This window comes from Enterococcus sp. AZ063, assembly GCF_051715045.1.
In the GTDB taxonomy this organism is placed as follows: domain Bacteria; phylum Bacillota; class Bacilli; order Lactobacillales; family Enterococcaceae; genus Enterococcus_D; species Enterococcus_D casseliflavus.
Map to the genome: position 1 here is coordinate 2,907,310 of NZ_JBIOTA010000001.1, position 21,609 is coordinate 2,928,918.

Below are 21,609 nucleotides of genomic sequence, written 5' to 3' on the forward strand. Positions count from 1 at the left end.
TAACCTCCCTTTTACCAATACCTAAGTAAAGAAATCGCTTTCTTTCACTTAATTTTACTAAAACATTTAATGAAAAACATAGTCTATCCGATTCATTTTCATGTATTATATGATATGAAGAAAAAAAGCGCCTACCTTTTCGTAGGTAATAGGAGGGAACTATGTACCACATCCATTCGAATATATTTAATCCTGAAATTATTTATGTCGTTGACTTTTGGAATAAAAAGAAAAATCTTCGGGGCTACCACCATCATGATTTCATTGAGATCAGCATCGTATTAGAAGGAACCGTTGATTACGAATTTAATGAGACCCGCACAAGGTTATTTACTGGAGATGCCCTCCTTTTTAACCCTGGTCTTCCTCATACCGAAATCCATCCGGCTGGGATGGAATCTCATGAACTTCATATCGGCCTTTCCAATATTTTGATCGAAGGACTTCCTTTTAATACCTTTCCAAATGAAAATCCCCTACTAGACTTGGGAATTTATCAAGATGCGTTTTTCAAAAAAGCTTGGCAGCTGACCCAGGAGTTCAATAGCCATAACCTTCATCACGATTTGATGGGCAAAGGAATCATTCTCGAAATGCTAGCTTTGATTTTAAGAAGTTTGACGCCCTCCGATCCAAACAATTGCCTGGCAGTGATCTCTGAAAAAGATAAACAAAAGCAAACGCTAGTGAACCATACGATTTATTATTTGGAGAATCATCACCAAGAAGACATCACATTGGAAATGCTAGCAGACATGCTTTATATTAGTCCTGCCCAACTTTCAAAAGTCTTTCGGAAAATCACTGGTCGTAGTCCGATTAAATATTTGATCGAGATTCGGCTCAAACATGCCTATGAGCTGTTGCTTCATACCAATTTGACCATCAAAGAAATCGCAGAAAAAGTAGGTTATCATGATCCTTTTTATTTTAGTAAACTATTTAAAAAGCATTATCATCTTGCTCCTTCTAACGTTCGTAAAAGAAACTAACTGAATTTGCAGACAAAAAAGGATGCATCGCTGCACCCTTTTTCTTATACGATTACTTGCTTCATATAGCCTGCTTCGTCAAAATCTAATGGGGAAATGCGAACTTGTCGATGAAATCCGCGGGCTTCTTCTGGATACTTACTAAGTGGAACAGCAAAGCTATGATAAGCAATATAATATCGATCAGAATGCTCCAAAATACTGTGATGACCGGTTCCTAAAATGCCTTTTTCAACATTTTTTTGTAAGACAGGATAATGATAGTGAATCGGTCCATACAACGAAGAGGAGGTACCATAATTCACATGATAGTCTTCGCTGCGGGTATCTTCTCCCGACCAAGTAAAATGATACAAATCATCTTTTTTCAAAACGGTAATGGCTTCTCGAAAATCTTCCAGCCCTTGATATTCTGCTAGTGTATCAAGTTTGACTGTTCGCATGTCATCTCCCAATGCTACGATCGCAGCCGTTCCTCCCGCAGAATTGCCAAACAATAGATAGTACTTCCCAGCTTCTACGTAAACAGATGGATCGATGACTTGACTCATGTTTAACCCATAGTCATCGATAAGGTCAGGACTCAAAAGCGGTTTCTCATCTGCAATAAAGGGACCTGTTGGATGATCCGCATAAGCGACACCGATTCCTGAGCGTCCATCCGCCATTTTTCCAGTAAAGTAAAAATAAAACGTTCCTTCTTTTTCTGCTGTACAAGGTGCCCACGCACCACCGATCGTCCATTTCACTTGCGAGGATGCTAGATCAAGGATCGTTCCTTTATTTGTCCACTGAGTAAGATCTTCTGATTCAAATACCGAAAAGCTTGTCCCAGACCAATCGGTAAAACCATCTGATGTTGGATATAAGTAAAATTTCCCGTTAAATGACACCAAATCAGGGTCTGCATAAAGACCATCTAAAACCGGGTTTTTCTGTTGATAATAGGTCAGTAATCGTTGATACTCATCATCTGTGATCGTGATCACTCCACCATGGCGCTTGATAGATTGACCGAAGTCAAAGGCAGAAACAGGTTCGAAAACGCCTGTTGCGAGATCATCACTTACTGCGATCCCATATCCTGTGCCTTTTTTAAAGTGATCTACGATCAGCGCCCATTTGCCATCAGGTAATTGGTACAATTGCGGTCCTTCAACCCCTTCTAATTGAGCAAGATATTCAGAAGTTACTTCCTGATAGTCTCCTGTCAGCTGTTGACTGCGATCTAAAAAAATGCGACTATTTTCTTCGTTTTTTGTAAAACGATAATAATACCCCTGACTAAAAACAATCGTTGTATCGATCACATCCATCGTTTTTTCAATAAATAGCACTGGCTCAGTAAACGTCTGAAAATCCTTGGTAGAAACAGAATAAATCTTATGTTTTCCATTGACATTTGCAGCAAAATAGACAAAAAATGTCTCTTTTTCTGCGTCATAAATTGCCTCTGGCGCCCACAAATTCCCGGCATCTTCTGGAGCGATCGTTGCGGTCCATGGGTTTGTCCAATACACAAGATCCGTTGATGACCAGATAACCATCTGGCGGCTACCATTGGTTTGAGCATGTGCCCAGCCAAGTCCCTTTTCAATACGCAAATCTGTCGCAATGAGATAATACTTGTCCTTCCCCTTAACTAGAAAAGGATCTCTGACTCCTTTTTCCCCAAGATCACTTTTCAAAACGGGATGGCCTTGATTTAAATCTGTAAAAGTCAACCCATCCTTGCTCACACTAAAGTATACTTGTTCACCATTTTTTTGCTCGCCAGTGAAATGACAAAATAAATAAGCCGTCATCCAATCCCTCCGAATTCCTTCTCTATGCACTCGACTTCCTTCTCTCTCATTTTATAGAAGTTCCCGTGAATTTGTATAAGTTGATGAACGAACTTTTATAAGATTTTGAAACACTTGCTTTTCTATTTTCTTACACGAGCGACTCCATTGACTGGCCATTCTTTGCTATTTCTTGTCAAAAATCATCGTTCATTTTCTTTATACCTGAAGTTTGTGCAGCAAATAAACGATCAAAAAAAGCACACATCCGAAGGTGGATGCGTGCTTTCTCAACATTAAAATCGATTGAAGATTTTATACATTTATTTGAAAGAAGTTAGTTCGTCCAAGCAGCAACTTCTTCTGGGTGATTGGCTACCCAATCTTTGGCTGCATCTTCGGCTGACGTTCCGTCATTGATTGCTAACATGACTTCTTCCATGTCTTCTTGTGTCCAGTTGAAACGATCAAGTACTTCGTAGACTTCTGGCATGTCATCTGCTAATCCTTGGCGTACAACAGTGTTGATGCTTTCTGCTTCACCCATTGTTCCTTCTGGATCATCCAGATATTTCAGATCATATTTCGCAAACATCCAATGTGGAGACCAGCCAGTAATAACGATCTCATCTTGGTTCTTGATGGCTTGGCCTAATGCCACTGTCATCGCTCCTGAAGAAGAGGTAGCGACATTCCAATCGGAAAGGTTATCATACGTTGCAACTGTATTTTCCGCTGCATTTACGACACCAGCGCCTGGTTCGATACCAGTGATGGTTTTGCCAGCTTCGTCAGAAAGGTCTGCGATGGAATCTACATCCATATAGCTTGGTACAACGATCCCCAGTTTTGCCCCTTCTAAGTTAGGACCCAAGTTCTCGACTTGGTCTTGGTACTGTTCATACTGGGATTGATGCGTAGATGGCAGCCAAGCAGCAACCATCCCGTCAACTTCCCCTTTTGCCACCGATTCCCACATGATGGCATTATCCAATGGCGTCGTATTGACTTCGTAGCCCATTTGCGACAAGACTTCTGCCACCACATGGGTAGATGCAACTTCCGTATCCCATTCGACATACGCCAAGTTCACCGTGCCTTTGCTGTCAGAAACATTTCCAAAGGCAAACGATGCGCCAATCAAAGCAACGACAGCCGCTGCAGCAATCCCGCCAAAAAGACGTTTTTGTTTGCGACTCGTCTTGCTCGCTGCTTTTTGATGTGCCGAACGGTTCAAATTCTGGGTAAAGCGATCCATAATGATCGCCAAAATAACTAAGGATACCCCACTGACAAATCCGTTACCGACTTGTGCTCGTTGTAAGGCGGATAAGACGCCACGCCCTAATCCAGGAGCCCCGATCATTGATGCGATCACGACCATTGATAATGCCAGCATCGTCGTTTGGTTGACCCCAGCCAAAATAGTACTTTTGGCTAGTGGCAATTCTAATTTGATCAGTTTTTGCCAGCCAGTCCCACCGAAGGAATCAGAGGCTTCTACCAATTCACGAGAAATTTGGCGAATCCCTAAGTTCGTCATCCGAACGGTTGGTGGTAGAGCAAAGATCACTGAGGCAAAGACCCCAGGAACCATGCCGATCCCAAAGAAAGCAACCGCAGGAATCAAATAAACGAAACCAGGCATCGTTTGCATAAAGTCTAAGATCGGCGTCACGATACTTTGCGCTTTTTCGCTTTTCGCCATTAAGATTCCTAGTGGAATCCCAATGATGATCGAAACCAAACTCGACAATAAGACCAACGTGACGGTGTTCATCAAGTCTGTCCATAACCCTTGGTTATAGATGAACAGCAACCCGACAAAAGTAAAAGCTGGCAAGCCGAATTTTTTGCGTGAAACGAAAAAGGCAGCAGCCGTCAATAAGACGATCATTAATAACGGTGGTACAAACAGTAATACATTTGTAATAGCGTCCATGATAAATTGTCCGAAAGACTGTAAGGCTGAAAACAATCCACTGAAAGTTCCTGTTAGCCAATCAGTAAAGTTTTCGACCCAATCAGCCACCGGAATCGTATGTTGTAAGAAATTATCCATTTGTCACTACCCCTTCCTCTGCTTGAGCGGCTGAATCAGTCTCAGCCAATGCTTCAATCACACTTCCGCGGATCACGACTCCGATCAAACGATCGTTTTCTACCACGGCTAAAGGTGTAGGCGAATCATAGATCAAATTGAAGATATCCGTTACCAGCATATCTTTATCGATCTTTTTAACATTTTTATCAATAACTTCCTTCAAGGTCAGATTGTTTTTCCGTGCCTCACGAGCAGACTCGGCTGTCAGGCTTCCTTTTAGGTGACGACGTTTGTCGACGGCTAACAGCATGCTGACTTCTTCTTTCCGCATCCGGTTCAATGCTACGCTTGGTCCATCGATCTCGATGTTCGTCGTCAATGCTGGGACCATGATGTTTTGCGCAGTCAAGACTTTGGAACGATCGACATCTTCCACGAAATCACGCACATATTGGTTGGCAGGATTCGTCAAAATATCTTCTCCTGTACCGATCTGCATGATCTGACCATCTTTCATTAAAGCGATCCGGTCACCGATCCGCAAGGCCTCGTTCAAATCATGGGTGATAAAGATAATCGTTTTTTGAACATTGGCTTGCAATTCTAAAAGTTCATCTTGCATTTCACGGCGAATCAGCGGATCGAGTGCTGAAAAGGCCTCATCCATCAAGAGGATCTCTGGATCATTGGCTAACGCACGGGCAAGTCCCACACGCTGTTGCATCCCTCCAGACAGCTGGTCAGGGTATTGGTCTTTAAAAGAAAGCAATCCTGAGTTTTCTAACGCTTTTTCCGCTTTCGCTGTTCGTTCTTCTTTCGAGACCCCACGGACTTCTAGTCCGTATTCTGTGTTCTCTAAAATTGTCCGATGAGGGAAAAGGCCAAAGCTTTGGAAAACCATGTTGATTTTGTGACGGCGAACTTCTCGCAGTTCTTCTTTACTCATTTTGGCAACATCCACGCCATCTATGTAAATATCTCCGCCAGACGGCTCGATCAATCGATTCAAGAGGCGAATCAATGTTGACTTCCCGCTTCCAGAAAGGCCCATGATGACGAAAATCTCGCCTTCGTTGACTTCGAAGTTCACATCATAGACCCCGACGGTGGCACCCGTTTTTTCTAAAATCTCGTTTTTGCTGCGTTGTTCTTTGACCATGGCAAGAGCTTGCTGCTTTTTCTTACCGAAGATTTTGGTTAAGTGCTCCACTTTAACTTTACTCAAATGATTAATACTCCTTTTTCTGAAAAATTTCACGAAAGTGACCATACTATCTTAACAAGATGTGGTCACTTTGTCAAAAAAAATTTCCCAATGCTTTTTCTTTTGCAAAAAAAGCATGGGAATCAGGAAAAAGAATTACGCTGAATGGTCCGTTGGATAGAAGAAATTGGTCATGCGCTGCAACGCCAATTCATTCCCGACAAAATAAATCGTATTGCCTGCACTGAATTTCGCATAAGGTCCTGGTGACAACAGCAATTCTTCGGTTGTTTGGATCGCGATGACCGTCGCCCCTGTTGCCTGCCAAACATTCAATTCGTTGATACTTTTTTCCAAATGCTGCGCCTGTTCCGTCAGCTGAAGCTCAAAGGGCACAAACGGACTCATGTGGTGTACCTTTTTGGTTTGCTGCACTAGCGTGTTCAACAAGTCAGAAAAATTATCCAGCTCTTGCTGCTGCCGCTCCACACTGTCTAAAATATCTTGTCTAATTTCTTGGATCGACTGCACATCTTGGTATTGTTCCACAAAGGCCTGTGCTTTTTCCTTTGAAGCAATATAGGCGCCGCTGCCATGACGGACGTCCATGATTTCTAAATCAACTAATACATTGATCGCTTTGCGGGCTGTTTCAGGAGAGACATTGAAATTGCTGGCTAATGTTGAGCGTGCATGGATCTTTTGCCCAACTTGGTAGCGATTTTCAACGATTCGTTCCGCGATCGCTACGGCAATCTGCTGATAACGAGGCAAAGCGACCTTCTTTTTATCTTGAAACTTATTCGTCATGATGAACTTCCTTTACTTTTTTTTCATCATAACAAGAAACATTGTTGGTGGCAACTATTCACTGGTTCGCGAATTTTTGATCAAGCGGGCACGAATGATCGCTGTTTCTTGCTGTATCTGCTGCTGTAGATCTTGCAGCAGTGCTTCATTTGTCTCATCAAGATCAATCAAAGTATAGGCAACTCCGGCTTTTCTCTCACTCGCCAAATTATCGATATCCACGCCTGCTTCAGAAATGATCCGCAATAATGGGGCAAAAGCACCAGGCTTGTCGTGATAAAACAGCGCTAAGCGATACGGTGCCAAAAAAGGCAACTCTGCATGGGGGAAATTAACCGATTCTTGAATCGTCCCAGCGCGTAAATAGGCATGCATGCGATCAAAAACTACGTGGTCCCCCTTTTCCAAGGCATTGGTAGTACTGCCGCCGATATGCGGATAACACAACACTTTCGGTTGTCCGATCAAGCCCGCACTAGGAAAATCAGTGATGTATTGTTTGAGCTGATTTTTGGCTAATGCTTCTAAGACGGCTGCTTCTTCCACGATTTCCCCGCGACCAAAATTCATCAACACTGCATTTTTTTTCATCTGCTGAATCGTTTGTCGATTCAGCATGCCTTTGGTCTCTTGACTTAAAGGGAGCAAGACCACCACAAAATCTGATTCGGTCAACAGCATTTGCAGGTCACTGACTTGCTCGTAATCGTGTGCTGCTTTCTTCGTTCGGGCATAGCCCAAAACCTCCATCCCTAGCTGATGACAGGCTTTTGCCACCCGTTCACCGATCTCTCCTAACCCTAAAATACCGATGGTTTTTCCAGCTAATTCTTCGCCAATCACTTCTTTTCGCCGTTCTTCAGCTACCTTCAACACCTCTTTTGCTTCAATTTGACCGGACGTTAGTTCTTCTTGTAAATCGGCTACCGTCTGGATCGCTTTGAATAAGGGGCGGACGCTGAGAAATAAATTGGATAGCACCAACTCTTTGACTGCATTGGCATTGACACCAGGACTATTGAAAACTACTGTGCCATTTTGAGTACACCGTGCCAAATCGATCGTATTGGTGCCTGTTCCTGAGCGAGCGATCACAGCTAATTCTGGTGTGATCAATTCGTTAGGAACCGTTGAACTGCGCACAAACAGCGCCTCTGGGGCCGCTTGATCTTTTAACGAGTATCCTTTTTTGATTGCTCGCTTAGCTATCGTTTCGGTCATCTTATCTAACTGATAAATCGTCTCCATAAAGCAGACCTCCTTTTGTCTTTAGTGCGTATTAGTCAAATAGTACAAAAAAGTGCGGTAAAATGATAGCAATACGCAAGAGAGGATGATTTCTATGCACCTATCGATCACAAATTTTCCAGATGAACAGCCGATCGTTGGCAAAGACTCGCAGCTTCAAGACACAACTTTAGGAGACTATGTCGAAATTGGCGAAGCCAATCACATTGATCATTCTTCCATCGGCAATTATACCTATACGGGGCAATATTGCTTTATTCAGAACAGCCAATTAGGACGTTTTATCAGTATCGCAGCGATGGTCCGCATCGGCCCTACCAATCATCCCTATGAACGCCCTAGTCAGCATCTTTTTGCCTATAATGGCGAAGGCTATGGATTTGCGCCAAAGGACGAGTCCTTCTTAGAAAAACGCAAAGCAAAAACGACCGTCATTGGCAATGATGTCTGGATCGGCCACGGTGCCGTGATCCAATCTGGTTTGACCGTCGGTGATGGTGCCGTGATCGCCTCAAACGCAGTCGTAACCAAAGATGTGCCGCCTTATGCGATCGTCGGCGGGGTTCCAGCAAAAGTGATCAAATACCGCTTTGATCCAGAAACGATCACTGCTTTGCAAGAAATCGCTTGGTGGAATTGGAATCGTGCAGAATTAAAAGCACGCTATTTAGACTTTCGCCTCCCAATCGAAGATTTTGTAGCAAAATACACCCGTTGATTATGCACTTTTTCCGCTTAGTACGAGGAATGAATGATAACACATCACAGTCATTCATTCTTCGAAAGTCTTTGCCCGGATGATTTTTTAGAAATAAATAAAAAACACAAAATATCTATTGTATCGAGGAATTCCTGTGCTAAAATGGAGAAATCAAATGAAGTTTTTCACGAACTTTTAAAGGAGTGTTCTATTTGTCCATTTTAGACTATCGTCCATTGAATCTATACACCAATTATCGCGAAGCTGCTGAGACGTTTCCTGACACCCCCATCATCCATGATGAAGTGTTGCCAGCATTTCCTGAGCTTGGCTATCGTAGTACCTACCGTTCGAGCCATGAAATGATTTTAAAGCGTGCTTATCAACTTGCCTCACTTGGCGTGCAAGCAGGAGATAAAATCATTCTGTATAAATCTTCAAAATTCGATACGTATTTGTTAGCAACGGCTGCTTCTTACCTTGGTGCCGTTCCTGCTATGATCTCCTATCATTTTCCTGCTGAAACCATCGAAGTGTTTGTGGATCGCTTAGAAGATCCGTACATCTTATTTGATGAAGAAACCGAAGGCCGCGTCGCACAAGTGAAAAATAGCAGTACTGACAAACAGATCGCTGTTCGCCATTTGCTGCAGCAGCCAGCGGAACCAGTGGAACAAACTGAATTACCGGTGGATCAAATTTCCTATATGACCCATACTTCTGGAACGACGGGTATTCCAAAATTGATTTGTCATTCAGCAAACTCCATGGGCTGGCGGACAAAATGGCAAAAAACGATCTTCACCAAGATCGATCGCACCAAAGCTGACTCTGATTTAATTGCGTTCCATATTTCACCGGTGCACTCCCGCTTCAATATCGGTATCTCCTCCTTGATGGCGATGGGCTTTCCGATGATGCCATTAGCCAATGCCAACGGTGCTCATGTCGTAGGCATGTTAAAAGAATACCCACCGATCGCTTTGGAAACTCATCCAAACAATTTTGTCCAATGGAGCTTTGTGGCAAAAGAACAACCAGATGCTTTTGCTAATATTCGTTACTATCACTCAACCTTTGATGCCATCAACAATCAAACAATGGCGACTTTTTTAAATACTTCAGCAACAAAAGAAGCACTCTTTTTACAAGTCTATGGCCAAAGTGAGTGCGGGCCAATGATTCTAAAAGCACATACCTTAGAAAGCATCACTACCAACGATGCCCGTGATATGGGTGTCGGTCTGGAGGACTTAACGAGAGCGCGGATCGCCGATGCCGAGGGCAACGAGCTGCCAGCCAATACCGATGGGCACATCCATTTCCTTTCAAAAGGACGCGCGTTGACCTATTATAAAGAAGATCAGCGTTTTGCTGACAATGTCTATGGCGCTTGGTGGGACAGTGGTGATTACGGCATGATGGATGATCAGGGACATCTTTACTTAAAAGACCGTCAAGTGGACTTGATCAAAAATATTGAAAGCAATCTTGCCTTGGAAGACCTTTTGCTGGATCATTTAGACTTCCTTGCCGAAGTCGTGATCGTTCGCGACAAAGAAAACTCACCGCAACCAATCATTGCTTTAGCACCAAATCGTCAAATGGATTGGGATGCTTGGTGGAAAATGGTGGAAGATCTCCCTCACCTCAATCAGCCAATTTTACGCGACTACGAAGATATCCCACGAACAGCAACCATGAAAGTCCAACGACTACAAATTGAAAAAGAATTCAAAAACGCAGAATAAAGCAAAAGAAACGGCCAGCAGATTTCCCTGCTGGCCATTTCTTTTGCTTTCGCTGTTTTTTCTTTGATGATGTTATTCTTTCGCTGATCGTTTTCTTGAGTAGATGCATTCTTTAGGTTGCCCATACTGACTTAGCTTTGTTTCTGCTAACGTGATGCCAAAGCCCTTTCCATCAGGTACCAGCAGCTTGCCTTCATGCAAAGTTGCAGGCTGTGTAATGACATCATCATAAAAGTAACGATCAGAAGCGGAAAGATCCCCAGGAAAATGGAAAATATCTTGACTCGCAAATTGCAAATTCATGGCTCGTCCCACACCAGACTCAAACATGCCGCCTAACCAAACGAGTAGTCCATGGGTTTGACATCGATCAAGGATTCGCAAGGCTTCGGTGATCCCACCGACACGGGGGATTTTCAGGTTGATCGCACGGCAGCTGTCCAGGGCTGCGACGGTATCGACGTCTTCTGCCGTTCGAATATCTTCATCCAAACATAGAGGCGTCTTCATCTGCCGCTGTAGCTGACTGTGCCCCACCAGATCTCGTACCTTAAGTGGTTGCTCGATCATCACCAAGCCTAAGTCATCAAGTGCCAAAATGCGTTCTGGCTCACTCTGATAGGCTCCGTTTGCATCTGCCATCAAAAGCAATTCTGGAAAGGCTTGTCGAATCGCTCGCAAGGGTACCAGATCTTGCCCAGGCTTGATTTTTAATTTGATTCGTTGATACCCTTGGGCGACATAATCGGCAACAAGAGCCACTAGTTTTTCGACAGAGTCTTGTATGCCAAGACTAACGCCAACAGCGACACTCGGTCGGGTTGCGGTATAAAGCTCTTTCACACTTTGATGCGTTTGCTTGCCATATAGATCCCAAATCGCTGTTTCCAAAGCCGATTTTGCCATGTAGTTTCCTTGGACCGTTTGAAACAGCTGCCAAACTTCTTGCGGATGCTCGATCTCTTGGTCAATCAATAATGGGATCAGTGCTGTTTCAATCACTTGTCGAGCAGAAAAGAGGGTTTCTTCAATGTAATCTGGCTGCTCAAAAGCGACCAATTCACCGATGCCCATCGTTTTATCCTCTGTCGTCACCAAATAAAGATCAAAAGCTTTTTCTGTTAATTGTCCATAACTTGTCACAAAGGGTTGTTTGAGGGGCAAGCGACAGGCGATGCGTTCAATTTTTTCAATCTTCATTGCGTTCTCTCCTTGTCAATCAGCTGACTGTGGCCCCGATCCTTTTACAAACCATTGATCGATTTCATGACGAACCTGTGTCGGCTGTTCTAAATGGATACAATGTCCAGCATTAGCAACGACTTTGATGGTCATCTCTGGTTGCAGCTGCTTCATTTGGTGGGCGATTTTACGAAACTTTACATCTTTTTCCCCCGCTAAATAAAGAATTTCACAAGCTAGCTGCGGAAGTGCCGACCAACAGCTTGGCTGTTTGCCAGTACCACCGTAAACCAAGCTTACTGCCAAGCCAAATTTGTTTTGCTGCAAGCGTCCTTGCCGTACAGCAGCCTGCTGCGCTAAAGGTAGCTCCTTTTGACTAGCAAACAACGGCAGTTCTTGCCAGTAATCGACAAAATCGACCAAAGGCTCCCTTAGTAAGCGCAACGCTAAGCGACGATCGTGCCGCTGACGAGCGAGTCGTTCTGCTGGATCAGCTAACCCGGGTGAACCACTCTCAAGCAAAAGATGGGTCACTGCCGTTGGTTCCATGACCGCCCAGACAAGTGCGATTCGCGCCCCCATCGAGTAGCCATACAGGCCATAACGTTCAATCCCTAACTTCGCTAAAAGGTGTGCGAGATCCTCCACCAGTAAAGGAAGTTCATAACGCATGGGATGGACATAAATCGATGAGCGTCCATGTCCAATCAAATCGATTGCCAATACATTGTAAGAACCTTCCTCTGCAAAAACCGGTCGAAAGCTTTCCGAAGAACCCGTGAAGCCATGCAATGCCACAAGGGTTGGTAAGGATGATCGATACGGCTGCAGCCACTGATAAAAATAACTGACGCCATTTATCGTGTCCTTCATTGCTGCGCTCCTGCCTCGCTAAACTGCTGTTGGAGTGCTTGCCAAGTGTTGACCGGATCTTTTTGCTCACCCTTCACTTCGATTATTTGAAAGCGCGGCTGTTGACTTGTTTCCGCTAAAATCGTTTGAAACTCTAGCAAAGAGGTCGGTGTGTGCCAATCTGCCTCATATAAGGCCGCCACTTTTTGAAACTCAAGATCTAACGGAGTACAAAAGAGCGGGACAAAGTCGTTTGGTTCTAAGGTATTTTGTGACAGAAAGGAAAAGATCCCACCACCGTTATTATTCAGTAAAATGATCGTTACTGGCAATTGATACTGGCGCAGTAGTTGTAGGCCGTTCATATCATGGTACAACGCTAAATCACCAATCAACAAGTAGGTAGGCTTTTGACTGGCGGAAGCAATCCCAGCCACGGTCGAGACAAGGCCGTCGATCCCATTGACGCCCCGGTTTCCATACACGCGATAAGTGGAGGTAGTTTTGCTGCCGTAGCGATCAAAAAAACGGATCGCATTGCTGTTTGCCAAAAGAATTTGCGCTTCTTCAGGCAAACATTGTTGGAGCATGCGCACAGCGCTGCTCTCATCCCATTGTTGCAACTGAGGACTTGCAGCAATCACCTGATCTGCCCGCGCTTGAAGTGCTTGCCATTGTTGTTGCCACGCCGTATGTTTGACGATCGGCAACTGGGTGATGGCCGCCACGAAGGCGCTGATCGCTGCTTCGATCAAATAGTTTGCCCGATGCAGCTGATCTTGCCACTGCCCTGATGGATCAACAAAGAGCCACGTCGTCGTATCGGCTGCTTTGTTCAACCATAATAGGACATTTTTGGTGACTGGTAAGCGACCAAAACGCACGACCACTTCTGGTTGGAAGGCAGAAGTCAATTGTGGGAAAACAAGATCGGCTTGACTGATAAATGTTCCTACTTTGGTACCGGCTGTCGCCAGATTGGTCAATGGATCGCCGACGATCGGCCAGCCTAATTTCTCCGAAAAAGCCAGCAACTGCTGCGCTTCTTCGATCGTAAGGCTTTCTCCAGCAATCAGAATACCTTTTTTATCAAAGTAAGGGGCTAGCTGGGTGATCATCTCTGCTGACAGCTCTTGTTGTGGTGCCAGATAGCTCACGTCTTGCTGCATACTGCATTGGCGACTAAAGTCAGGCAACAGCGGCTCCCGTAATGGAAAGTTGATTTGGACAGGGCCTTTCGGCTGTTTTTGCGCTTCGATCGTGCAAGTTGCAGCTTGCCAAAAACTATAACGCAACAAAGCAGGATCGTTTTCTGGCACCGTCATCTCTACCATCTTTTTGACATGAGAGGCATACAAATTCTGTTGATCCATTGCCTGTGGCGCCCCAACGCCCCGCAGTTCTGGCGGGCGATCAGCCGTTAAGACGATCAGTGGCAAGTTGGTAGCTTCTGCTTCACAAACAGCTGGATAATAATTGGCTGCTGCAGTTCCAGAAGTACACAGTAAGATCGTTGGCTGGAGATCAACTTTAGACATCCCTAAAGCAAAAAAAGCAGCCGAACGTTCATCGACAGCCACCGTACAGGTGATCTCAGGATCACGATGCAATAGTAGCGCCAATGGCGTGGAGCGTGAACCAGGACTAATGACTGCTCGCTTCGCACCCGCTGCTTTTAGTCCTTGGATCGCCGCTAGTAAATAGTCTGTCATGACTGTCTGATTATTCATCTCCTAAGATCCCTCTCCTCATCGGTTGAAATTTTAACCGTGTTTCTTGACGTTCGGATTCCGCATCTGAATCGGCAACGATCCCACAGCCCGCATACAGCGTTGCTTGATTGCCGCTAAAGAATCCTGAGCGGATCGCCACAGCAAACTCGCCAATATCTTCTTGAATACCCAACCAACCGATCGGTCCACCGTACATCCCTCTGCTGGCTGGTTCATGGGTACGAATCCATGAGACGGCTGCTTCTTTCGGTTCTCCCCCCAATGCTGGGGTCGGGTGTAGTTTTTGTACAGCGGTCAGAAAGTTGACTCCTGCCTTTCTTTGCCCTGCTAAAGGAACAAACAAATGCTGAATGTCACGATTTTTGATCACGGAACGGGCTTCTGATTGAAAGCCGTCAGCTAACAAAGTGGCCAATGCCGTTTCTAAGCGATCGACAACTACTTGATGTTCATGGGTATTTTTTGCGTCCGCTAAGAGGGCTTGTGCCAGTGCCTCATCTTCTTCTTTGGTTTTGCCTCTTGGTGCGGAACCTGCGATACTTACCGTTTCAAACTGATCGACAGTCGCTTTTAGCAAGCGTTCTGGCGTCGCACCAGCAAAAACATGGCCCCCATGTTCGATGGCAAAAAGATAGGTATTCGGCTGCTGTTGCGCCAACCGTTGCAACACCGCAGCACTAATGATCGACTGCTTCGTTTCTACCTTCATTCGTCTTGCCAGAACCACTTTTTTCAACGGTGTTTCAGTTGAGCGAATGGCTGCCACTGTCTCTTCGACCGCTTGCAGCCATTGGGGCACATCTAGTTCCTCTTGTGCCTGAAAAGCAGGCGTTTCTGCTACAAGACTCTTGTCCGAATTGGCATGCAACCAGCTTGCGACTTTTTCCTGTAAGGCAGCGACTTTTTGTTGTCGTTGTTCCTCGGAAGAAGCGGCTACTGTATAAACGACGCCATACTGATCTCCAGTTTTGCTGACCAGTATTTCTGGCAACGCAAAGAGACCAGCACCTAGCTCAGCCCAATCCTGACTGACTTCTGCCTGTTCATCAAAAGCAAAGCCGCCAACTAACTGCGCCTGAAAAGGTGCCTCTGGTTGATAGTGGGCTTGCTTTAAGAGAGAGCGGACTTCTGAAAAGTCTGCAAGTTTGGGTTGCGAAAAAGTGGCTAACCAACCCAACCCTACTATACTGGTCGTTTCATCAGGGGTACGCCAGAAGTAGCGTTCCCCTCGATATTCTTGTGCCGCTGCATAAAGAGCCAGTAAGTCACACTTTTCTATAGGTTGATACTCACTCAAATAGGTTTTCCCGGCAGCGATCGCTGCCTCATAATTACTTGTTGATTTGCTGTTCAATGTAGTTCACTCTTTCTTCACTCAGCAATAGCCTTTTTAAAACTTTACCGCTTGCTGTGCGCGGCATTTCTCGCACGTGATAAAAACGGCGCGGAAATTTATAGTGGGCGATCTGCCCTTCTAACGTATCCAATAAAGCTTGGAAGTGGATCGGTTGATTTAACGTTAAATAAGCCGCGACAGATTGTCCCCACTCCTCGTCTGGTTCCCCCACCACAGCTGCCTCTTTGACCGCTGGATGCTGCAACAAGGCTTGCTCCACTTCTGCGGGATAGATGTTTTCTCCACCAGATATGATCAGTTCGCTTGCACGACTGACTACATACAAAAAGCCCTCTTGATCAAGATAACCTAGATCTCCTGTGGCAAACCAGCCCTCTTGGTCCCACTGCTGTGGACTGCGATCGTTCAAGTAACGAGTCGTGATCGCAGGTCCTTGCAGTTGGATCTCTCCGATCGGCTGGGTATTTTCAGCAGTCTGGTGGTCTGCCATTTTCCCATCAGTCGCAATTCGTAAATGAACACCTTGCAGGGGAACCCCAGAGGCGCCGATTTTTTCAGAAGCTTTTTCTGGCGGCAATGCCACCACTTGTGAACAGGTTTCTGTCATCCCATAGGATTGAATCACAGAAAGCTGTTTTTGCTGGCATTTTTCCAATACACTTTTGGCAATCGGACCGCCGCCTAGCAGGATATAACGCAACGAATCAAAGCCTTGTTGGGGCACCAAGGGCAGCAAATCTGTCAACATCTTTGCCACCAAAGAAACGATCGTCCCTTTCCCTGCTTCAAGGTCTTTTGCCATTTCTCCAGCATCAAAGCGCTCATACAAACGAACGCTCATCCCAAGTCGCAAGGACCGTAAGAGAATTGATAACCCACTGATATGATACAGCGGAACTGCACAAAGCCAACAATCCTCGCTAGTGATGGCTAAGTTTTTTTGAGTCGCTACGGCACTTGCTAGATGATTCCCAAAGGTTTGGGGCACACCCTTGGGATTGCCAGTCGTACCAGAGGTATACATAATTGAAGCCACTTGCTCTGCTTGATAGATTGCTTCATTAGGAACAAACGAAGGAACAACAGAACCAACAAAAGCCTCCGCCTGTTTGATCGCTTGTCCAAAGGTCAAGCTGCGAACACCCGAAACCGCAGCCTGATCCGCCGCGATCACCCAGTCGCAGTGGGCATCTTGCAATTGGAAGGAGATTTCAGCGGCTGTCAATCGCGTATTCAGCAGCTGGACTTCGATCCCCAACTCCCATAACGCAAGGATCGTAAAGACCATTTCAGGGGCGTTATTGCTAAAAAGAGCTACCCGGTTTGGCTGATCAACGAATTGGGCTTGATAATAAGCAGCGTAAGCATAAACCTCTTTTTGCAAGGCAGCAAACGACCAGCTTTTTTCATGCCAATAAAAAGCTGGTCGTTCTGGATGAAGTTGTGCTTGCCTTTGCAGCCAACTCCCAGTCATTATGGGAATTTAGGGAATTGGTCGAAGTCTGGTTGACGTTTTTCTTTAAACGCGTCACGACCTTCTTTGGCTTCATCCATCGTGTAATACAATAAGGTCGCATCGCCAGCTAATTGCTGAATGCCAGCTAATCCGTCCGTATCGGCGTTCATTGATGCTTTGATCATGCGTAACGCCAACGGGCTCTTTTGCAGCATCGTTTCTGCCCATTCCATCGTTTCATCTTCTACTCGATCAAGAGGAACGACTGTATTGATCCAGTTCATCGCCAATGCTTCTTCGGCGGTATATTGTTTTGTCATGAACCAAACTTCCTTGGCTTTTTTATGACCGATCGTCCGTGCAAGATAGCCCGAACCATAGCCACCATCAAAACTACCGACATTTGGTCCTGTTTGACCAAATTTAGCGTTATCAGCGGCGATCGTTAAATCACAAACCAATTGTAAAACATTTCCGCCACCGATCGACCAGCCTTTGACCATGGCGATCACCGGTTTTGGTAACGTGCGAATCAAGCGCTGCAGATCCAATACATTTAAGCGAGGAACCTGATCTTCCCCAACATAGCCACCGTGACCACGGACTTTTTGGTCTCCACCTGAACAAAAGGCTTTATCGCCGGCGCCTGTCAAGATAATCACGCCGATGCCTGGTTCATCGCGACTGATCGAAAATGCATCAATCATTTCAAACACCGTTTTTGGTGTAAACGCATTGTGGACTTCTGGGCGGTTAATCGTGATTTTCGCCACTTTTCCATGTTGTTCAAACAAAATTTCATCGTACTCTTTTAAGGTTTTCCATTCTCTCATTACTTGTTCCTCCTCAATTCACATAGCTCTATTATACACATATCTAGTCGCTTTTCGTTAGAAATTGCTTTGGTTAAGGGAATTTCTTAAGACTTCTCCCCTTGTTGCCGACTTTCTGAGATCTTCGGCTATTTCTACCAAAACTCGTGCTATAATCATGGTAACTTTCTTAGAAAAAGGAGCAAAAAATGAATTTACTGGAAGCCTTAGAAATCGAAGTAGAAGCAGCAACAGCCGATTTTGTTCGTTTACGGATGCCGATCAAAGCGCAGCACAAACAGCCTTTTGGTCTCGTTCACGGTGGCATTAACGGTGTTTTGATCGAGACCGCCTGCAGCATCGGTGCCAATCAAGCTTTGGCTCAAGAAGAAGCCTTTGCCGCCGGCGTTGACCTGCAAGTCAATCATCTAGCCGCCGCCCAAGAAGGAACCCTGATTGTAGAAGCTAGTCCTGATCGTATCGGCGCTCATATCCAAACTTGGCAAGCCACTATTTGGTTAGCTAGCGGGTTAAAAACTGCCGTTGGGCGCTGCACCTTAACGACTGTGCGCAAATAATCCTTTACGCTCCTGCATTGTGCTCACGGGAGCGTTTTTTGGTCTGTTTTGAAGAAAGAGGTCACCAGTCAACGCCTTATTAAAGATATTCTTTCATTATAAAGATATTGAGAATGTGAGCGCGGTTTTTTCGAAAGGTACGTTGTTTTTTTACAGAATAGGGGTCTTTCGTTATAATGTAGCTAAGAAAGCGAGGCTTATTATGAAAAATAACCGATTGATCCACTTTTTAGGCGGCAAAACAAGCTATTATGTCTTAGGACTGATTATCTTGTCGGCAGTTGCTGTCTTTTTGCTAAATCAGATTTCTTTTTTATTTACACCCTTTTCAGCCATTCTTACAGCTATTATCCCACCCTTTTTATTTGGGCTGATCCTTTACTATCTGTTTAATCCGGTGGTCGATAAATTGGAAACGAAAAAAATTCCCCGCAGTGCTTCGATTGCTGGGATCTATCTGTTGATTCTTTTGTTGATCGTCTTTGCTGGTTTCCAGCTTTATCCGATTTTGGAGCAGCAAACCACCGATCTGATCAATAGCTTACCAAGTTTGGTCAGTGACTTTGAGAAAAACGCGACCGCCTTTTTAGAAAATACCCCATTTCAAGATGAGATGGCACAAATTACAGACACACTACAAAATATCACCAGTAATATCATGAGTTTTATTGGAGACTATTGGCAAACTGGTGCCGCTGGGCTCAGCAGTTTATTTTCAACCATTTCGACCTTGTTCATTGCTTTGTTTACTGGACCGATCATTGCCTTTTTCTTATTGCGTAACCCAAACAAGTTTTATTTTTCGGTCCTCTCATTAGTGCCACCACGTTTTCGCAAAGACTTTAATGAAATCGTCAAGATCTCTGACTTACAAGTCGGTGCCTTTTTGAAAGGACAAATCATTTCATCCCTGATTTTAGGGGCGATCTATTGGGTTGTTTTCCTCTTGATCGGCCTAGAGTATGCCAGTATTCTGGCGATCGCCGCTGGTCTGCTTTGCATCATCCCCTATATTGGACCTTTTATCGTCTTTTTCCCAGGGCTTTTCATTGCCGCACAAGACTCCACCGGGATGTTGGTTAAGTTTTTGATTGCTTGGTTTGCTGTACAGCTGCTTCATGGCGATTTAGTCGTGCCCCGTGTGATGGGTGACCGATTGAAAATCCATCCTATTACGATTCTGGTTGTTTTATTGGTGATGGGTGATTTGATGGGAATCGTTGGGGTGATTTTTGGAATCCCGATTTATTGTCTGCTAAAAGTTCTTGTCGTTTACGTGTTCCGCAAATTCAAGCAGCGCTACAACCGCTATTACGGTCAAGACGGCAAATACTTCCACAGTGCCTTCACTAGCAAAGATTACCTAGGTGATGAAGACAAAGGCACCAAGAAAAAAGCCTAAAAAACTGTCGCGAATCGTTGGTTCGCGGCAGTTTTTGTCTATTTTATTTCATCTCATGTTCCAAAAAGAAATGATAGAGCGCCCCTAATAAATTGGCGTCATTTTGAAATTTGCAGGCTTGGATTTCCGGCTTCGTCAAGGTCTGCTGCAAAATCGGTAAACTAGCCAGCAGTTGCTGATACTGACGGTCGATTTCTTCCACCACGATCGCTTGGGCACTGATGCCACCACCAATCACGAAGCGCTCTAAGTCAATCACGGCTTGAACATTGAGTATGACACACGCGATTTCTCGGCAATACGCTGTAAACAGTGCCCAGACCTGTGGCTCTTTTTGATTGATAGCGTCAAAAACTGCTTCACCATCAGCAAGATCAGCTAAGCCTAGCAGTTGGGCGCTGCGACGGATCATGGCGACCGCTGAACCGCTAAAACCTGCCAATTGCTGCAGGGTCAATCCCTGATTATTTGGTTGCTCAGCGTTTTCTGGAGCATCGCTTCTCTTAGTGGCATTTAGTAGAAAACTTAATTCCCCTGCTTGAAAATGTGCACCTTGGATCAGTTTTCCTTCAACGATCACACCACCACCCAAACCAGTACCTAAGGTTATGGCAGCCCCATTTTGAATCCCTTTAAGGTTTCCTAGCCACCATTCAGCTAATGCGGCTGCCTTGCCATCGTTGGTCACAGCCAGCGGCACTTGGTACTTTGCCAGCAGCTGTTTTAAGGAGACTCCATCTAAAAAAGGCAATGCCCCGCCAAACGAGATCGTCCCTGTCTCTGGGTTGACTTTTCCTGGAGTACTAACAGCAATGCCCCGAATGCTCCCATGAACGTCTTCAACGATCGTTTCAATCCCTGTCAGAAATTCCGTAAGATTTTTCGGCGTATCCATCCGTCCTCGTGTCAGAATATTCCCCGAGCGATCAATGACAGCCGATTTGATTTTCGTGCCGCCGATGTCGATGCTTAAATAGTTTTTATTCACTGAATCCCACCCTCTGCTTCTACTGCCCATCGCAGGACGGTTTTGGCTTTATCTGGTGAAACTTTTCGCGGATCAGACAAATAGATTTCTCGATGCTGGAACGTGTCCATCGTTGGACGGATCACTAACTGTTCTTGTTTTAACAGCTCCTTCATTTTCGCAAAGGTTTCCGCTTCAGTGTCAAAAAAGCCTGTATGCATCGCTTGCAGGCACAATCCTTCTTCATAGCGCTCAAAGATGAGCTTTTCTAGATTTGGATTGTCTTTCTTCTCTTTGACTGCCAAGAGCTGTTCTTGAAACAGTGTTTCCGTGACTGGTTCTGGTTGGCGAATCATGATTTTGTAGATCAATTCTTCTTTGTTGACGGCACCGTCTGGCTTTGTCAGAGAGGTCCACACACCTTCTAAAGGAAAGACCGTGTATTCAAAGGGTTCATTGCCAAAAGCCCCTTTTTTCAATCCCATCCTGAGTGAATAAGAAATCGTATATAAAGCGGCGATCTCTTCGCTGAATTCAGGTCGATTCGGATCGCCGCTGCCGCTCAAACTGATAAATTGATACGTTGGCACCTCGATCACTGTTGGTTTTTTGGGAAGATAGAGCTCTTTTTCTAGTTTGCGCCATTCATACTTCATAAGGACCCTCCTCGATTTGCTTTTCTTTATTTTACCATGAATCACTTGAGCCGACCGAATGAAATATAGGCTGTTTAAGTG

18 protein-coding genes are annotated in these 21,609 nt (G+C 45.0%); 5 read left to right on the forward strand and 13 right to left on the reverse strand.

The window, feature by feature from the left end; all coding sequences use genetic code 11:
- Positions 1-161 precede the first annotated feature (161 nt).
- A complete protein-coding gene (locus IGK61_RS13705; RefSeq protein ID WP_074535521.1) occupies positions 162-992 on the forward strand; it encodes a helix-turn-helix transcriptional regulator in 831 nt (276 codons plus the stop codon).
- Positions 993-1,036: 44 nt separating this feature from the next.
- Here IGK61_RS13705 and IGK61_RS13710 read toward each other — a convergent pair whose 3' ends face one another.
- From IGK61_RS13710 to IGK61_RS13730, 5 genes are all read right to left on the reverse strand, one after another.
- On the reverse strand, positions 1,037-2,797 hold the full coding sequence (locus IGK61_RS13710; protein ID WP_074535520.1) for a family 43 glycosylhydrolase: 1,761 nt from the start codon (positions 2,795-2,797) through the stop codon (positions 1,037-1,039).
- A gap of 316 nt (positions 2,798-3,113) precedes the next feature.
- Positions 3,114-4,838 carry an ABC transporter permease/substrate binding protein gene (locus IGK61_RS13715; RefSeq protein WP_005228611.1) on the reverse strand — a complete coding sequence of 575 codons (1,725 nt, stop codon included), beginning with the start codon at positions 4,836-4,838 and terminating at the stop codon, positions 3,114-3,116.
- Positions 4,831-6,045 (reverse strand): quaternary amine ABC transporter ATP-binding protein, encoded by a 1,215-nt coding sequence (locus IGK61_RS13720; RefSeq protein WP_005228609.1) that lies wholly within the window; start codon positions 6,043-6,045, stop codon positions 4,831-4,833. The genes IGK61_RS13715 and IGK61_RS13720 overlap by 8 nt, the downstream gene beginning before the upstream one ends.
- 135 nt (positions 6,046-6,180) lie before the next feature.
- The gene (locus tag IGK61_RS13725; RefSeq protein WP_074535519.1) at positions 6,181-6,834 is read right to left on the reverse strand and encodes a GntR family transcriptional regulator; all 654 of its coding nucleotides are present in this window, start codon (positions 6,832-6,834) and stop codon (positions 6,181-6,183) included.
- Positions 6,835-6,888: 54 nt separating this feature from the next.
- Positions 6,889-8,082, reverse strand: coding sequence for an NAD(P)-dependent oxidoreductase (locus tag IGK61_RS13730; RefSeq protein ID WP_074535518.1), 1,194 nt, complete (start codon positions 8,080-8,082; stop codon positions 6,889-6,891).
- 94 nt (positions 8,083-8,176) lie between these two features.
- Between IGK61_RS13730 and IGK61_RS13735 the strand changes: the two genes are divergently transcribed.
- Positions 8,177-8,800 (forward strand): DapH/DapD/GlmU-related protein, encoded by a 624-nt coding sequence (locus tag IGK61_RS13735; RefSeq protein WP_015510201.1) that lies wholly within the window; start codon positions 8,177-8,179, stop codon positions 8,798-8,800.
- 194 nt (positions 8,801-8,994) lie between these two features.
- Positions 8,995-10,533, forward strand: a complete 1,539-nt coding sequence (locus tag IGK61_RS13740; RefSeq protein ID WP_074535517.1) for an AMP-binding protein — start codon at positions 8,995-8,997, stop codon at positions 10,531-10,533.
- A 72-nt stretch (positions 10,534-10,605) separates the two neighbouring features.
- Here the strand turns inward: IGK61_RS13740 and menC are convergent, their stop codons facing one another.
- Genes menC through menB form a run of 6 tightly spaced genes read right to left on the reverse strand, consistent with a single transcriptional unit; the run spans position 10,606 to position 17,946 of the window.
- Positions 10,606-11,733 carry an o-succinylbenzoate synthase gene (menC, locus tag IGK61_RS13745; protein WP_060792820.1) on the reverse strand — a complete coding sequence of 376 codons (1,128 nt, stop codon included), beginning with the start codon at positions 11,731-11,733 and terminating at the stop codon, positions 10,606-10,608.
- Between the two features lie 15 nt (positions 11,734-11,748).
- On the reverse strand, positions 11,749-12,588 hold the full coding sequence (gene menH, locus IGK61_RS13750) for a 2-succinyl-6-hydroxy-2,4-cyclohexadiene-1-carboxylate synthase (RefSeq protein ID WP_074535516.1): 840 nt from the start codon (positions 12,586-12,588) through the stop codon (positions 11,749-11,751).
- The gene (gene menD, locus IGK61_RS13755) at positions 12,585-14,297 is read right to left on the reverse strand and encodes a 2-succinyl-5-enolpyruvyl-6-hydroxy-3-cyclohexene-1-carboxylic-acid synthase (protein ID WP_074535515.1); all 1,713 of its coding nucleotides are present in this window, start codon (positions 14,295-14,297) and stop codon (positions 12,585-12,587) included. Before menD ends, menH begins: the two co-directional genes overlap by 4 nt.
- A complete protein-coding gene (locus IGK61_RS13760) occupies positions 14,290-15,654 on the reverse strand; it encodes an isochorismate synthase (RefSeq protein ID WP_074535514.1) in 1,365 nt (454 codons plus the stop codon). The genes menD and IGK61_RS13760 overlap by 8 nt, the downstream gene beginning before the upstream one ends.
- The gene (gene menE, locus IGK61_RS13765; RefSeq protein WP_074535513.1) at positions 15,632-17,131 is read right to left on the reverse strand and encodes an o-succinylbenzoate--CoA ligase; all 1,500 of its coding nucleotides are present in this window, start codon (positions 17,129-17,131) and stop codon (positions 15,632-15,634) included. The genes IGK61_RS13760 and menE overlap by 23 nt, the downstream gene beginning before the upstream one ends.
- A complete protein-coding gene (menB, locus tag IGK61_RS13770) occupies positions 17,131-17,946 on the reverse strand; it encodes a 1,4-dihydroxy-2-naphthoyl-CoA synthase (RefSeq protein WP_005228595.1) in 816 nt (271 codons plus the stop codon). Before menB ends, menE begins: the two co-directional genes overlap by 1 nt.
- 188 nt (positions 17,947-18,134) lie before the next feature.
- On the opposite strand from menB, the gene IGK61_RS13775 reads away from it, so the two are divergent.
- Both IGK61_RS13775 and IGK61_RS13780 read left to right on the forward strand, forming a co-directional pair.
- Positions 18,135-18,503, forward strand: a complete 369-nt coding sequence (locus IGK61_RS13775; protein WP_438844950.1) for a PaaI family thioesterase — start codon at positions 18,135-18,137, stop codon at positions 18,501-18,503.
- 202 nt (positions 18,504-18,705) lie between these two features.
- Positions 18,706-19,905, forward strand: a complete 1,200-nt coding sequence (locus IGK61_RS13780) for an AI-2E family transporter (RefSeq protein WP_010749831.1) — start codon at positions 18,706-18,708, stop codon at positions 19,903-19,905.
- A gap of 43 nt (positions 19,906-19,948) precedes the next feature.
- On the opposite strand, the gene IGK61_RS13785 is transcribed toward IGK61_RS13780, so the two are convergent.
- Positions 19,949-20,893: an ROK family protein gene (locus IGK61_RS13785; RefSeq protein WP_074535512.1), complete on the reverse strand. Its 945-nt coding sequence runs from the start codon at positions 20,891-20,893 to the stop codon at positions 19,949-19,951.
- A complete protein-coding gene (locus tag IGK61_RS13790) occupies positions 20,890-21,528 on the reverse strand; it encodes a GyrI-like domain-containing protein (RefSeq protein ID WP_074535511.1) in 639 nt (212 codons plus the stop codon). Before IGK61_RS13790 ends, IGK61_RS13785 begins: the two co-directional genes overlap by 4 nt.
- Between the last annotated feature and the right edge of the window lie 81 nt (positions 21,529-21,609).

Bases quoted from the DNA above. Each gene is read 5' to 3' on its own strand.
- IGK61_RS13780 (WP_010749831.1), top strand. From the start codon at position 18,706: ATGAAAAATAACCGATTGATCCACTTTTTAGGCGGCAAAACAAGCTAT.
- IGK61_RS13710 (WP_074535520.1), bottom strand. From the start codon at position 2,797: ATGACGGCTTATTTATTTTGTCATTTCACTGGCGAGCAAAAAAATGGT.
- IGK61_RS13705 (WP_074535521.1), top strand. From the start codon at position 162: ATGTACCACATCCATTCGAATATATTTAATCCTGAAATTATTTATGTC.
- IGK61_RS13790 (WP_074535511.1), bottom strand. From the start codon at position 21,528: ATGAAGTATGAATGGCGCAAACTAGAAAAAGAGCTCTATCTTCCCAAA.
- menC (WP_060792820.1), bottom strand. From the start codon at position 11,733: ATGAAGATTGAAAAAATTGAACGCATCGCCTGTCGCTTGCCCCTCAAA.
- IGK61_RS13725 (WP_074535519.1), bottom strand. From the start codon at position 6,834: ATGACGAATAAGTTTCAAGATAAAAAGAAGGTCGCTTTGCCTCGTTAT.
- IGK61_RS13775 (WP_438844950.1), top strand. From the start codon at position 18,135: ATGAATTTACTGGAAGCCTTAGAAATCGAAGTAGAAGCAGCAACAGCC.
- menE (WP_074535513.1), bottom strand. From the start codon at position 17,131: ATGACTGGGAGTTGGCTGCAAAGGCAAGCACAACTTCATCCAGAACGA.
- IGK61_RS13715 (WP_005228611.1), bottom strand. From the start codon at position 4,838: ATGGATAATTTCTTACAACATACGATTCCGGTGGCTGATTGGGTCGAA.
- menH (WP_074535516.1), bottom strand. From the start codon at position 12,588: ATGAAGGACACGATAAATGGCGTCAGTTATTTTTATCAGTGGCTGCAG.
- IGK61_RS13730 (WP_074535518.1), bottom strand. From the start codon at position 8,082: ATGGAGACGATTTATCAGTTAGATAAGATGACCGAAACGATAGCTAAG.
- menB (WP_005228595.1), bottom strand. From the start codon at position 17,946: ATGAGAGAATGGAAAACCTTAAAAGAGTACGATGAAATTTTGTTTGAA.
- IGK61_RS13735 (WP_015510201.1), top strand. From the start codon at position 8,177: ATGCACCTATCGATCACAAATTTTCCAGATGAACAGCCGATCGTTGGC.
- menD (WP_074535515.1), bottom strand. From the start codon at position 14,297: ATGAATAATCAGACAGTCATGACAGACTATTTACTAGCGGCGATCCAA.